We start from the raw sequence: 12,079 nt of genomic DNA, 5'->3' as shown, positions 1-12,079 counted from the left end.
TCCGGACATCGGGTCTTGCCTGTCGGCCATCCGTTACTTCGGATTTACACCAACCCGTTGACAACCTATTCAGCTACCAAGAACTCTGCATGACGTTATACAGCCGGGCAAGGGACAACTCATGATCCAGTTCGACGCGGTCCACAAGCGCTTCCCCAACGGCACGACAGCAGTCCACGATCTCTCCCTGGAGATGCCGGAGGGCGGCGTGACCGTCCTGGTCGGATCCTCCGGTTGCGGCAAGACGACCACCCTGCGGATGATCAACCGGATGGTGGAGCCGACCTCCGGCACCATCCGGGTCGGGGGCAAGGACGTCACCCGGCAGGACGCCGCCGAGCTGCGCCGCTCCATCGGGTACGTCATCCAGCAGGCGGGCCTGTTCCCGCACCGCACGGTGCTCGACAACGTCGCCACCGTGCCCCTGCTGCTGGGCCACGGCCGCAGGAAGGCCCGGGCCCGCGCGGCCGAGCTGCTGGAGACCGTGGGCCTCACCCCCGACACCGGCAAGCGCTACCCGCACCAGCTCTCCGGCGGCCAGCAGCAGCGCGTCGGCGTGGCCCGCGCACTCGCCGCCGACCCGCCCGTGCTGCTGATGGACGAGCCGTTCGGCGCGGTCGACCCGGTGGTCCGCACCCAGCTCCAGGACGAACTTCTGCGCCTGCAGAAGGAGTTGAGCAAGACCATCGTCTTCGTCACGCACGACATCGACGAGGCCGTACGCCTGGGCGACCAGATCGCGATCTTCCGCACCGGCGGCCACCTCGTCCAGTGCGCCTCCCCCGCCGAGCTCCTGGCCCGCCCGGCCGACGACTTCGTGGCGGACTTCCTCGGCGCCGAGCGCGGCCTGAAGCTGCTGTCGCTGCGGACCCTCGCGGACGTCCCGCAGGGCCCGGCGCCGGAGGGCGGCGCCTGGAGCCTCGTTAGCGACGAGGCCGGCAAGCCGCTGCACTGGCGTTCCACGGACGGCGCCGAGATCCCGGTGCGGCCGCTCAAGGACTCCGACTCCCTCCTCGCGGCCCTCGACGAGTCCATCGCCTCCCCCACCGGGCTGATAGCCCGCGTCGACGCCGACGGTGTCCTCAGCGGCGTCTCGTCCCGCGAGGACATCCACGAGCACGCCGGCCAGGCGCACACCGAGGCCCGCGCCCACTCCTCGGAGACCGAGGTGGCCGCATGACCATCGACTGGTCGTGGATAGGCGACCACACCGACGACCTCACCACCCTCACCGTCTCCCACCTCCAGGCCGCGCTCAGCGCCGTCCTGCTCGGCGTACTGATCTCGTTGCCCCTCGCGGTGATCGCCCACCGGATACGCCCCCTGCGCGGCTTCCTGCTGGGCCTGTCGAACGTGCTGTTCACGATCCCGTCGATCGCGATCTTCGTCCTGCTGCTCCCGGTCTCCGGCCTCACCCGCACCACGACCGTGATCGGCCTGACGATCTACACCCTGGTCGTCCTGCTCCGGAACACGGTCGAGGGCCTCGACTCGGTGCCCGTGAAGGTCAAGGAGGCCTCGAAGGCGATGGGCACGCGCCCCCTGCGCACGCTCCTGACCGTCGAGTTCCCGCTCGCGCTCCCCGTGATCATGGCCGGAGTGCGGATCGCGACGGTCATGTCGATCTCCCTGGTCTCGGTCGCGACCTACATCGGCGACGGCGGCCTCGGCCAGCTCTTCACCGACGGCTTCCAGCGCAACTTCCCCACCCCGGTGATCGTCGGAGTGGTCCTGACCCTCCTGCTGGCCGTGGTCGCGGACGCGGCGCTGGTAGCCCTGCAGTACGTCCTGACCCCATGGCAGAGGCGGCGAGCCTGACATGTTCGAACTCTTCAAGAACCTCGGCGACTGGCTGGTCGGCGGCGAGCAGTGGGCCGGCTCGGACGGCATCGCGCACCGCCTCGCCGAGCACCTCCAGTACTCGCTGCTCGCCACGCTCATCGCGGCGGCGATCGGCCTCCCCCTCGGCCTGCTGATCGGCCACACCGGCAAGGGCGCCTTCGTCGCGATCAACCTCGCGTCCTTCGGCCGCGCGCTGCCGACCGTCGGCCTGGTCGTGCTGGTCTTCCTGGCCGGCGGACTGTCCATGCTCCCGGTCTACGTCGCCCTGGTCGCCCTCGCGGTCCCGGCGATCGTCACCAACACCTACGCGGGCATGACGGCCGTCGACCCGGACGTGAAGGACGCGGCACGCGGCCAGGGCATGCGCGCCCACCAGGTCCTCCTCCAGGTGGAACTCCCGCTCGCCCTGCCCCTGATCATGACCGGCCTGCGCCTGGCCCTGATCCAGGTCGTGGCCACGGCGACCATCGCCGCATACGTCTCCTTCGGCGGCCTGGGCCGCTACGTCTTCGACGGCCTCGCCCAGCGCGACCTCGTGCAGGTGCTCGGCGGCGCGGTGCTGGTCGCCGTGGTCGCCGTCGCCCTGGACCTGCTGCTCTCCGGCCTCCAGCGCTTCCTCTTCCGCCACCGCACTGCCTAGGGACCCTCGATGAACCGACGCTCGACGAACGGACGCGCGATGAACCGACGCACCCTCCTCGGCGGCCTCTTCGCAGCGGCCTCCGTTCCCGCCCTCGCCGCCTGCTCCAGCGGCATCACGTCCCTCGAAGGCCAGGGCTCGGCCGGCTCCGGCGGCGGCTCCAGCAAGGGCGGCCTCACCATCGGCACCGCCAACTTCACCGAGAACCAGGTGCTCGGCTACCTGTACGCGGCCGTCCTGGAGGCGGCCGGCGTGAAGGTCACGGTCCGCCCCAACCTCGGCACCCGCGAGATCCTGATCCCCGCCCTCAAGGGCGGCGACATCGACCTGCTCCCCGAGTACCAGGGCGCCCTGCTGCACTACGTCTCCCCCAAGGCGACGGCCACGGAGGAGGGCGAGATGCAGAACGCCCTCACGATCGCCCTCCCCAGCGGCCTCCAGGTGCTGCCGTACGGCCTGGCCGAGGACTCGGACGCCTTCGCCGTCACCCGGGAGACTGCCGAGAAGTACGGCCTGACCTCCCTCGCCGACCTGAAGAAGCAGAACGGCAAGCTGGTGATCGGCGCGGCGCCCGAGGTGAAGAAGCGGGAGGTCGGTGCCGTGGGCCTCAAGGACGTCTACGGGGTCGAGTTCAAGGAGTTCAAGTCCCTCGACTCCTCCGGTCCGCTGGTCAAGGGCGCCCTGAAGAAGGGCGATGTGGACGTGGCCAACCTCTTCACCACGGACACCGACATCCAGGCCAACGACTGGGTGGTCCTGACCGACCCCAAGAACCTCATCCCCGGCCAGCACGTCGTCCCTCTCATTGCCGACCGCAAGGCCGACGCCACGGTCCGCAAGGCCCTCGCCCGCCTCGGCAACACCCTGACGACCGCCCAGCTCACGGAGCTGAACCGGCTGGTCGACAAGGACAAGAAGGATCCGGAGGACGTGGCGGACGAGTACGTCAGGGAGCACGGGCTGGCGAAGTGACGGCGCACTGCCGTACACCCCCACCCGAACAGGGGGGCTAACCCCAGTGCGGCCCCCGCCGCCGCTGCCTACCTTGGATCCCATGACCGGAATGGACGCGCGGGACACCGAGCTCAAGAAGGAACTCAACGCCACCCTGCAGGCCCGCAGGGAGCTGGGCGACGAGTACGAGTCCGCGCTGGTCGACTCATTCATGGAGAAGGTCGACCAGCGCATCGACGGGGCGGTCGAGCGCCGCATGCGGCGTCAGATGGCCGAGCAGCAGATGGTGGCGGCCCGGGGCTCGCGGTCGCCGCGGCCGACGGACTCCTTCGGCGAGCGCTTCGGCTTCGGCATCGTCTCGCTGGTGCTGGCGGTCCCGCTCTCCGCGATCGGCGGCGGCGTCGCCCACCTCCCCGGCCTGCTCGTCGCCTGGGTCGGCATCGTCGGCGTGAACGTCGTCCAGGCGGCGCGCACCAACCCCGGCCTGTTCCGGGGCTGGCGCCGCAACGCCAAGGGCGAGGACCGCTGGGAGGACTGACCCTCCGCACCGGCCCATGAGGTTCACGCCTGCCGGGTCGGCATGGCCATGATCTGCCGCAGGTTCACATGCCGGGGACGGCTCGCGGCGTAGGCCACCACATCGGCGAGCTCCGCCGCCGACAGCGTGCCCATCGCCTCCACCATGCCGTCGACCTGCGCCGAGATCTCGTCGTTGTCGGTGTGCAGCCGCAGCTCGCTCTCCACGAACCCCGGCTCGATGTTGGTGACCCGTACGTCACGCGGGCCGAACTCGGTGCGCAGGCACTGGGAGAGGTGGGTGATCGCGGCCTTCGTCGCCCCGTACACCGCGTAGTTGGGGAAGGCGAGGTGCGCGCCGACGGACGAGATGTTCACCAGGTCGGCGGTGCGGCCCTCGGCGGCCGTCGCCACCAGGTCGCCGGTGAACGCCCGGACGACGCGCAGCACCCCGGTCACATTGGTGTCGATCATCCGCTGCCACTCGTCGAGCCGTCCCGCCTCGACGGGGTTGCCCAGCATGACGCCGGCGTTGTTGACGACGAGGTCCACGGCCCCGTACGCCTCGTGGATCCGCTCCGCGGCGGCGGCCACGGACGCGTCGTCGGTCACGTCGGCGACGACGCCCAGCGCCGTGCCCCCGCCCGCGGTGATCTTCGCGGCGAGCTCGTCCAGCCGCTGCCCGCGCCGGGCCAGCAGCGCGACCCGCGCCCCCTGCTCGGCGAGCAGCACGGCGACGGCCTCGCCGATCCCGCTCGCCGCGCCGGTCACGACGGCGGTACGGCCGGTCAGGTTCTCGTACGACATGGGATTCCTCCAGGTGAGGGAGCCGCCGGGGCGTGTCCCTGCGACTTGCGGACACCACTCACCCTCCGCCGCCTCGCCCGCCCTACCCAGGGCTGCGTTGTTCCTGTGTCTGGCAGTACCAGGCTCACGGCCCGCCGTGCGTCTACGCTCGAACCCATGGACGGGGATTTGGGAGACTTCCTGCGCTCACGCCGCGGCCGCATCCAGCCGGAGGAGGTGGGGCTGCCCTCGTACGGGCGGCGCCGCGTTCCGGGTCTGCGTCGCGAGGAGGTGGCGCAGTTGGCCAGAGTCAGCGTCGACTACTACGTCCGCCTCGAACAGGGCCGGGGCCAGAGCGTCTCGGACGCCGTCCTGGACGCGATCGCGCGGGTCCTGCGGCTGGACGAGACGGAGCACGCCTACCTGCGTACGGTGGCCCGGCCCCGCGACCGGGGTATCCGCCGCCCGGACACGGCTCGCGTCCGCCCGGGCGTCCAGACGCTGCTGGACAGCATGGACCGCACGCCCGCCTTCGTCATCGGCCCCCGCATGGACGTCCTCGCCTGGAACGCCCTGGCCGACGCGGTGAGCGACTACGGCCGTACGGCTCCCGCCGACCGCAACATTCCCCGGCACGTCTTCCTCGACCCCGCCTCCCGGGCCCGCTACCCGGAGTGGCCCGCGATCGCCGCGCAGGCGGTCGCCCACCTCCGGCTGAACGCCGGCCACCGCCCGGACGACGGCGAGCTGCGTGCGCTCGTCCGCGAACTGTCCGGCGGGAGCGAGGACTTCCGTCGGCTGTGGGCGGACCACCAGGTCGAGCCCTGCATGTCCGGCACGAAACGCATCCACCACCCGCTCGTGGGCCTGCTGACCCTCCCGTACGAGACGATGACCATCCAGACGGAACCGGACCAGACGATGGTGGTCTACACACCGCAGCCGGGCTCGGAGACGGCGGAGAGGCTTGCGCTGCTCGGGAGTTGGGCCGCGGCGGAGGCGCACTGAGGCAGCAGCCGACGACCTCGACCGACCGTCGGACAGAGCTGGGCGCGGGGACCGCCGCACCCCCGTTTCCGGGGGGCGGGACGACGGCGGTCCCCGCGAGGGACGTCGACCGGGTCAGGGCCAGGTCTCACGTCCGGGCGTCCATGGAGGTCCGGGAGCCGCTCCGGAGGTCCTTGGACGTTCGGCGCCGGCCGGGGCGGGGAGCCTCCCCAGTGCTTAACGCCTGGGAGGTACCCCACCACCCTGCCGACACCCACTAATGTGCCCGACCAGTGTTAAGCGGGTGCTGCGTGGACGTGACGCGCTCGTACCAGTTCCGCGACGGCCCGAGCGGCGCCGGTCACCGCAAGTTCGCCGCGGACACGGGCCGTTCACCGCAGGTTTGCCGCTACTTCCCGCCCTTGGCGAGGAAGGCCAGCAGGTCCTGACGGCTGATCACACCGGTCGGCTTGCCCTCGACGAGGACGATCGCCGCGTCGGCCGAGCCCAGCACGGACATCAGGTCCGCGACCGGCTCACCGGAGCCGACCTGCGGCAGCGGGGCCGACATGTGCTTCTCCAGCGGGTCCACCAGCGAGGCCCGCTTGGCGAACAGGGCGTCGAGCAGCTCGCGTTCGACGACGGACCCGACGACCTCCGCGGCCATGACGTCGGGGTGACCGGCGCCCGGCTTCACGATCGGCATCTGCGAGACGCCGTACTCGCGCAGCACCTCGATGGCCTCGCCGACCGTCTCGTCCGGGTGCATGTGGACGAGGGACGGGATGGCGCCGTGCTCCTTGTCGTTGAGGACGTCGGCGACGCGGGCGCTCGGGCCGGTGTCCTCGAGGAAGCCGTAGTCGGCCATCCACTCGTCGTTGAAGATCTTGGAGAGGTAGCCGCGGCCGCTGTCCGGCAGCAGCACGACAACCACGTCGTCCGGGCCGAGCCGCTCGGCGACCCGCAGCGCGGCCACGACGGCCATGCCGCACGAACCGCCCACCAGCAGGCCCTCCTCCTTGGCCAGCCGCCGGGTCATCTGGAAGGAGTCCTTGTCGGACACGGGGACGATCTCGTCGGCGACGTTCCGGTCGTACGCGGTCGGCCAGAAGTCCTCCCCGACGCCCTCGACGAGATACGGCCGCCCGGACCCGCCGGAGTACACGGAGCCCTCGGGGTCGGCGCCCACGACCTGCACCTTGCCGTCGCTGGCGTCCTTGAGGTAGCGGCCCGTACCGGAGATGGTGCCGCCCGTCCCCACACCCGTCACGAAGTGGGTGATCTTCCCCTCCGTCTGCTCCCACAGCTCGGGGCCGGTGGAGTGGTAGTGGGAGAGCGGGTTGTTGGGGTTGGAGTACTGGTCCGGCTTCCAGGCGCCCGGCGTCTCACGGACCAGCCGGTCGGAGACGTTGTAGTACGAGTCCGGGTGCTCGGGATCGACGGCGGTGGGGCAGACGACCACCTCGGCACCGTAGGCCCGCAGCACGTTGATCTTGTCGGTGCTGACCTTGTCGGGGCACACGAAGATGCACTTGTACCCCTTCTGCTGCGCCACGATGGCGAGGCCGACACCGGTGTTGCCGCTGGTCGGCTCGACGATCGTGCCGCCGGGCTTGAGCGCGCCGCTCTCCTCCGCGGCCTCGATCATGCGCAGAGCGATGCGGTCCTTCACGGATCCGCCCGGGTTGAAGTACTCCACCTTGGCCAGGACGGTGGCCCGGATGCCCTTGGTCACGTTGTTGAGCCTCACCAGCGGGGTGTTGCCGACGAGACTGATCATCGAGTCGTGGAAATGCACCGTTGTCTCCGGATGCTGCAAAAGAAGTGGTCTTAGTGGTTCCGCCAGCCTATGGCCTGCACGGGGCCCATGACGGTCGTTCACTCCTCGTTGGGATTGGGCCACGGTCCGTGCGGGGCAATCAGTTGATGTACGGCTACGAGGAGGTGGCGGCGACGCATGACGAGCATGTCGAGGGCGAGGGTGGCACGGCGGATCGCGGCGGGCGCCGCGTACGGCGGCGGCGGCATCGGTCTGGCGGGGGCGGCGGCCGTCGGTCTGGTCCTCGCCGAGGTGCGGATGGCCCGGCGCCACGTGGGCAACGGCACGAGCAACCACGTACCGAACGCCGACGGCCGCTACGGCCGGTTGTACGCCACCCCGGGCGAACCGCTTCTGCGCCTGACGATCCTGGGTGACTCCACGGCGGCCGGGCAGGGCGTGCACCGGGCGGGGCAGACACCGGGGGCACTGCTGGCGTCGGGGCTCGCGGCGGTGGCGGAACGCCAGGTGGTGCTGCGCAACGTGGCTCTGCCGGGCGCCCGCTCGGACGACCTGGACCGCCAGGTGGCCCTGGTGCTCGCCGATCCGGCCCTGGTGCCCGACATCTGCGTGATCATGGTGGGCGCGAACGACGTCACGAACCGCATGCCGGCCACGCGCTCGGTGCGCCACCTGTCCACGGCGGTACGGCGCCTGCGCACGGCCGGCGCGGAGGTCGTGGTGGGCACCTGCCCCGACCTCGGCACGATCGAACCGGTCCAGCAGCCGCTGCGCTGGCTCGCCAGACGGGCCTCACGCCAGCTGGCGGCCGCCCAGACGATCGGTGTCGTCGAACAGGGCGGCCGCACGGTGTCGCTGGGCGACCTGCTGGGCCCGGAGTTCGCGGCGAACCCGCGCGAGCTCTTCGGCCCCGACAACTACCACCCCTCAGCGGAGGGCTATGCCACGGCGGCGATGGCCGTCCTGCCGACGCTCTGCGCGGCCCTGGGCCTGTGGCCGGCGGAGGAGGAGCGCCCCGACGTCACCCGCCGCGAGGGCTTCCTCCCAGTGGCCCGAGCAGCGGCCGAAGCCGCGTCGGAAGCAGGCACGGAAGTCACAGCAGCCATGCCGACGGGCCCGAAAGGCCCCTGGGCCCTACTCAAACGACGCCGCCGCCGGCGGGTACAGGAGGCCGAGCCCACCTCCACACCACCCAGCCCGTCCGGCGTCTGAGGACAAGGAGGACAAGGCCCCTTCAGCGCCGCAGCGGGGTCGGGGGCGCTGCAGCCGGGACGACCTCCCCAACCCACCAGAGTGTGGGGGGACAGCCCCAAGGGTCAGCGGCCCCGCTCACCCGCACGCCTTCCGGCTCAACCGCCGGAGGCCCAAGCAAGCGCTTAGAAAGCTGCGGCAAAGGTCACATGCCCATCCCCGTGACCCGATGGGTACGTACGGGTAACTTCCATCACAGCCCTGCCCGACCCCCCGGTATGCCCACCCGTCGCCCGACCGCCACCCCTCAACGAGGCGCTGCGCGCCGCACCTTTCAACTGGAGCCGTGATGCCCGAAGCCGTGATCGTCTCGACCGCCCGCTCCCCCATCGGCCGCGCCTTCAAGGGCTCCCTCAAAGACCTGCGCCCGGACGACCTCACCGCCACGATCATCCAGGCGGCGCTGGCCAAGGTTCCCGAGCTCGACCCGCGCGACATCGACGACCTGATGCTCGGCTGCGGCCTCCCCGGCGGCGAGCAGGGCAACAACCTCGGCCGCATCGTCGCCGTACAGATGGGCATGGACCACCTCCCGGGCTGCACCGTCACCCGGTACTGCTCCTCGTCCCTGCAGACCTCCCGCATGGCCCTGCACGCCATCAAGGCCGGCGAGGGCGACGTCTTCATCTCGGCCGGCGTGGAGACCGTCTCCCGGTTCGCCAAGGGCAACTCCGACAGCCTCCCCGACACGCACAACCCCCTCTTCGCGGAAGCCGAGGCCCGCACCGCCGAGGTCGCCCAGCAGGAGGGCACGACCTGGCACGACCCGCGCGAGGACGGGCTCGTCCCGGACGCGTACATCGCCATGGGCCAGACCGCCGAGAACCTCGCCCGGATGAAGGGCATCACCCGACAGGAACTGGACGAGTTCGGCGTCCGCTCGCAGAACCTCGCCGAGGAAGCCATCAAGAACGGCTTCTGGGAGCGCGAGATCACCCCGGTGACCCTCCCCGACGGCACCGTCGTCAGCAAGGACGACGGACCCCGCGCCGGCGTCACCGTGGAGGGCGTGGCGGGCCTCAAGCCGGTCTTCCGCCCCGACGGCCTCGTCACCGCCGGCAACTGCTGCCCCCTCAACGACGGCGCCGCCGCGCTCGTGATCATGTCCGACACCAAGGCCCGCGAGCTCGGCCTCACCCCGCTCGCCCGCATCGTCTCCACCGGTGTGTCCGGCCTGTCCCCCGAGATCATGGGTCTCGGCCCGGTGGAGGCCTCCCAGCAGGCCCTGCGCCGCGCCGGTCTCGGCATCGACGACATCGACCTGGTCGAGATCAACGAGGCGTTCGCCGCCCAGGTGATCCCCTCCTACCGCGACCTGGGCATCGACATCGACAAGCTGAACGTCAACGGCGGCGCCATCGCCGTCGGCCACCCCTTCGGCATGACCGGCGCCCGCATCACCACCACGCTCATCAACTCACTCCAGCACCACGACAAGCAGTTCGGTCTGGAGACGATGTGCGTCGGCGGCGGCCAGGGCATGGCGATGGTCATCGAGCGCCTGAGCTGAAACCGGCCATTTCGAGCCCCTGGGTAGTCAACTCACGACCCAGTGTGAGCCTTCGGCCCAGAACCCGGGAAACCCCGCGGTTCTGGGCCGTTTTGTGATCCAATCTCCCCCAGGATGTGACCTATCTCCCTCGACAGAGGGATTTACGCAGGTCAGAGCCGTTCACCAGTAAACATCAGGCCCAAAGTCCTGTCCGTTTGGTGACGTTACGCACTGACAGCTGGATAGTCCGCCCTTCAAGCTGATGTAGGAAGTCGGGGGTCGACTTTGAACCGGGAGTACGTCAGTGAGCGCCATGCCGATCGCCTTGCTGCTCACCACGGCCGCCACCGGCGCCGTGGGCGTCGCCGTCCTGCGCACCCTCATGGTGCTGCGCCGGCAGGTCGCGGCCCTGCACACCGAGCTGGCTCGGACCAACGCGGGCTCCGCCCGCGGTCTCGTTCCGCCGGCCCGCCTCTCCGCGGACGCCGATGAGATACGCGCCGCGGTGGCCGAGGCACTCGCCGAGGAGCGCGAACGGGAGCTGGCCGAGGCGCGGGCCTTCTGGGCCGCCCAGGAGTCCCGTGACGCCGGTGACGCGCCCACGCTGCTGGGCCTGTCCGACAGTGAGCTGTTCCTGCCCCGCCAGGCCGATTTCGCGGGCCTGGAGCACCTGGAGCCGGTGACCGAGTCGACCGCGGACGCCGACGAGTTCGCCGGGGAGTCCCCAGAACTGGCCGCGGCCCGCCGTCGGCACCCCTCTCACCCGGACTTCGTCCCGGTCTCCTCACCGGCCGTGAACGATCACGAGCGCACGGTGGCCACCCTTGAGGACCTCGCCGCCTCCGCCACCGAACTGACCGACGTCCGCCCGGGCCCGCTGGGCACCCTCGACGTCTACGTCTTCGCGGACGGCACGACCCTGTGCATGACCCCAGGCCACCGTGAGACGGCGGAACGCCTCGCGACGGCCCTGCGCGCGGGCGAGACGCCGGTACTGCTGGGCGGCTCGGGAGTCTCGGGCGCGTACACGCTGACGTTCGCGTGCGGCGAGGAGAACGTCTACATCCTGGCCGACCGGGTCATAGCGTCCCTCTGAGCTGGTGACGCCGGGAGGTGGAGCGCCCCTTCAGGGGCACGGGGAACTGCGCGACCAGCCACACACGGCCGCCAGTCGCCCATGACGCTCAGACCCCCGCCCTCTTCTGCGCCTCCTCCACCAGCCGCACCGCGTCCTCGACCTCACCCTCGTTCGTGAGTACGACTGCCAAGTCGTGAACAGCGACGGTGATTTGGTCGGCAGCGGCGAACATCCCGGCGTCGGGCATGACCCGGGGCTCCACCTCGGGCGCTTCCAGAACCTGGGCCCGACGTGCCAACTCCCTGGCCAGCGCCAGCGCCTCCGCGGCCGCGCTTCTCTGCAACCGGCTCTGCGGCGCCGCCCGCAACCGGTCGGCGAAGTGATCTACGGCTCGGGTCAGACGCGTCGTATCAACCACGCCGTGAGCGTACGCGACTGTTGCCAACGGGCGAACGCTCAGGCACGGTGACCTGAAGGACCGGCTTACATCCCCTTTGCGTCCGGAGGCGCCGATGTCCCACGTCCTCTCCGAGGAGACCCACCGCAACATGCTCGCCCGCATTCCCCACTGCACCGGTCGTGAAGTCTCCGACTGGCTCCGCACGGTAGAAGAAGGCCCGGCCCTCGTCCGCTTCGAGGAGAAGGTCAGCTGGCTTCGCCACGAATACGACCTCGCGTACGGCCACGCGAAGGCGATCGTCCACGAGTACGACCTGAGGAGGGCGGCGCGCAAATTCCTCTAGGCGCGCACAC

The 12,079-nt window shown here is 70.6% G+C and carries 13 protein-coding genes; 10 read left to right on the top strand and 3 right to left on the bottom strand.

The features are described 5' to 3' along the window. Positions 1-121 precede the first annotated feature (121 nt). The 5 genes from ACZ7L5_RS40325 (at position 122) to ACZ7L5_RS40305 (ending at position 3,974) form a co-directional block, all read left to right on the top strand. On the top strand, positions 122-1,180 hold the full coding sequence (locus ACZ7L5_RS40325; protein ID WP_471523502.1) for an ABC transporter ATP-binding protein: 1,059 nt from the start codon (positions 122-124) through the stop codon (positions 1,178-1,180). Beyond that, the gene (locus ACZ7L5_RS40320; RefSeq protein WP_365064448.1) at positions 1,177-1,818 is read left to right on the top strand and encodes an ABC transporter permease; all 642 of its coding nucleotides are present in this window, start codon (positions 1,177-1,179) and stop codon (positions 1,816-1,818) included. Before ACZ7L5_RS40325 ends, ACZ7L5_RS40320 begins: the two co-directional genes overlap by 4 nt. Position 1,819: 1 nt before the next feature. Continuing rightward, the gene (locus ACZ7L5_RS40315) at positions 1,820-2,482 is read left to right on the top strand and encodes an ABC transporter permease (protein ID WP_328881182.1); all 663 of its coding nucleotides are present in this window, start codon (positions 1,820-1,822) and stop codon (positions 2,480-2,482) included. A 39-nt stretch (positions 2,483-2,521) separates the two neighbouring features. Then, entirely contained in the window at positions 2,522-3,454 is a 933-nt protein-coding gene (locus ACZ7L5_RS40310; RefSeq protein ID WP_471523499.1) for an ABC transporter substrate-binding protein, read from the top strand. An 82-nt stretch (positions 3,455-3,536) separates the two neighbouring features. Beyond that, entirely contained in the window at positions 3,537-3,974 is a 438-nt protein-coding gene (locus tag ACZ7L5_RS40305) for a hypothetical protein (protein ID WP_471523497.1), read from the top strand. Positions 3,975-3,997: 23 nt separating this feature from the next. Here ACZ7L5_RS40305 and ACZ7L5_RS40300 read toward each other — a convergent pair whose 3' ends face one another. Continuing rightward, complete coding sequence (locus ACZ7L5_RS40300; RefSeq protein WP_363039680.1) at positions 3,998-4,759, bottom strand: SDR family oxidoreductase; 762 nt, start codon at positions 4,757-4,759, stop codon at positions 3,998-4,000. 156 nt (positions 4,760-4,915) lie between these two features. Here ACZ7L5_RS40300 and ACZ7L5_RS40295 point away from each other — a divergent pair, with 156 nt between their 5' ends. Then, positions 4,916-5,746, top strand: a complete 831-nt coding sequence (locus tag ACZ7L5_RS40295) for a helix-turn-helix transcriptional regulator (RefSeq protein WP_471523495.1) — start codon at positions 4,916-4,918, stop codon at positions 5,744-5,746. A 388-nt stretch (positions 5,747-6,134) separates the two neighbouring features. Here the strand turns inward: ACZ7L5_RS40295 and ACZ7L5_RS40290 are convergent, their stop codons facing one another. Then, complete coding sequence (locus ACZ7L5_RS40290; protein ID WP_383248852.1) at positions 6,135-7,523, bottom strand: cystathionine beta-synthase; 1,389 nt, start codon at positions 7,521-7,523, stop codon at positions 6,135-6,137. 159 nt (positions 7,524-7,682) lie between these two features. Here ACZ7L5_RS40290 and ACZ7L5_RS40285 point away from each other — a divergent pair, with 159 nt between their 5' ends. The 3 genes from ACZ7L5_RS40285 (at position 7,683) to ACZ7L5_RS40275 (ending at position 11,344) form a co-directional block, all read left to right on the top strand. Further along, on the top strand, positions 7,683-8,717 hold the full coding sequence (locus ACZ7L5_RS40285; protein WP_328881177.1) for an SGNH/GDSL hydrolase family protein: 1,035 nt from the start codon (positions 7,683-7,685) through the stop codon (positions 8,715-8,717). Between the two features lie 328 nt (positions 8,718-9,045). Further along, positions 9,046-10,266, top strand: coding sequence for an acetyl-CoA C-acetyltransferase (locus tag ACZ7L5_RS40280; RefSeq protein WP_365064442.1), 1,221 nt, complete (start codon positions 9,046-9,048; stop codon positions 10,264-10,266). A gap of 295 nt (positions 10,267-10,561) precedes the next feature. Then, the gene (locus tag ACZ7L5_RS40275; RefSeq protein ID WP_328884421.1) at positions 10,562-11,344 is read left to right on the top strand and encodes a hypothetical protein; all 783 of its coding nucleotides are present in this window, start codon (positions 10,562-10,564) and stop codon (positions 11,342-11,344) included. An 88-nt stretch (positions 11,345-11,432) separates the two neighbouring features. Here the strand turns inward: ACZ7L5_RS40275 and ACZ7L5_RS40270 are convergent, their stop codons facing one another. Continuing rightward, on the bottom strand, positions 11,433-11,744 hold the full coding sequence (locus tag ACZ7L5_RS40270; protein WP_328881175.1) for a hypothetical protein: 312 nt from the start codon (positions 11,742-11,744) through the stop codon (positions 11,433-11,435). A 94-nt stretch (positions 11,745-11,838) separates the two neighbouring features. On the opposite strand from ACZ7L5_RS40270, the gene ACZ7L5_RS40265 reads away from it, so the two are divergent. Then, positions 11,839-12,069, top strand: a complete 231-nt coding sequence (locus tag ACZ7L5_RS40265; RefSeq protein ID WP_030049879.1) for a DUF4287 domain-containing protein — start codon at positions 11,839-11,841, stop codon at positions 12,067-12,069. The last annotated feature ends 10 nt before the right edge of the window (positions 12,070-12,079 follow it).

The sequence above is a fragment of the Streptomyces sp. NPDC107528 genome, assembly GCF_055639295.1.
This window is presented reverse-complemented; position numbering and strand designations above follow the sequence as displayed.

What these genes read in the sequence shown, in the direction of transcription:
- ACZ7L5_RS40325 (WP_471523502.1), top strand. Translation starts at nt 122, where the DNA reads ATGATCCAGTTCGACGCGGTCCACAAGCGCTTCCCCAACGGCACGACA.
- ACZ7L5_RS40320 (WP_365064448.1), top strand. Translation starts at nt 1,177, where the DNA reads ATGACCATCGACTGGTCGTGGATAGGCGACCACACCGACGACCTCACC.
- ACZ7L5_RS40315 (WP_328881182.1), top strand. Translation starts at nt 1,820, where the DNA reads ATGTTCGAACTCTTCAAGAACCTCGGCGACTGGCTGGTCGGCGGCGAG.
- ACZ7L5_RS40310 (WP_471523499.1), top strand. Translation starts at nt 2,522, where the DNA reads ATGAACCGACGCACCCTCCTCGGCGGCCTCTTCGCAGCGGCCTCCGTT.
- ACZ7L5_RS40305 (WP_471523497.1), top strand. Translation starts at nt 3,537, where the DNA reads ATGACCGGAATGGACGCGCGGGACACCGAGCTCAAGAAGGAACTCAAC.
- ACZ7L5_RS40300 (WP_363039680.1), bottom strand. Translation starts at nt 4,759, where the DNA reads ATGTCGTACGAGAACCTGACCGGCCGTACCGCCGTCGTGACCGGCGCG.
- ACZ7L5_RS40295 (WP_471523495.1), top strand. Translation starts at nt 4,916, where the DNA reads ATGGACGGGGATTTGGGAGACTTCCTGCGCTCACGCCGCGGCCGCATC.
- ACZ7L5_RS40285 (WP_328881177.1), top strand. Translation starts at nt 7,683, where the DNA reads ATGACGAGCATGTCGAGGGCGAGGGTGGCACGGCGGATCGCGGCGGGC.
- ACZ7L5_RS40280 (WP_365064442.1), top strand. Translation starts at nt 9,046, where the DNA reads ATGCCCGAAGCCGTGATCGTCTCGACCGCCCGCTCCCCCATCGGCCGC.
- ACZ7L5_RS40275 (WP_328884421.1), top strand. Translation starts at nt 10,562, where the DNA reads ATGCCGATCGCCTTGCTGCTCACCACGGCCGCCACCGGCGCCGTGGGC.
- ACZ7L5_RS40265 (WP_030049879.1), top strand. Translation starts at nt 11,839, where the DNA reads ATGTCCCACGTCCTCTCCGAGGAGACCCACCGCAACATGCTCGCCCGC.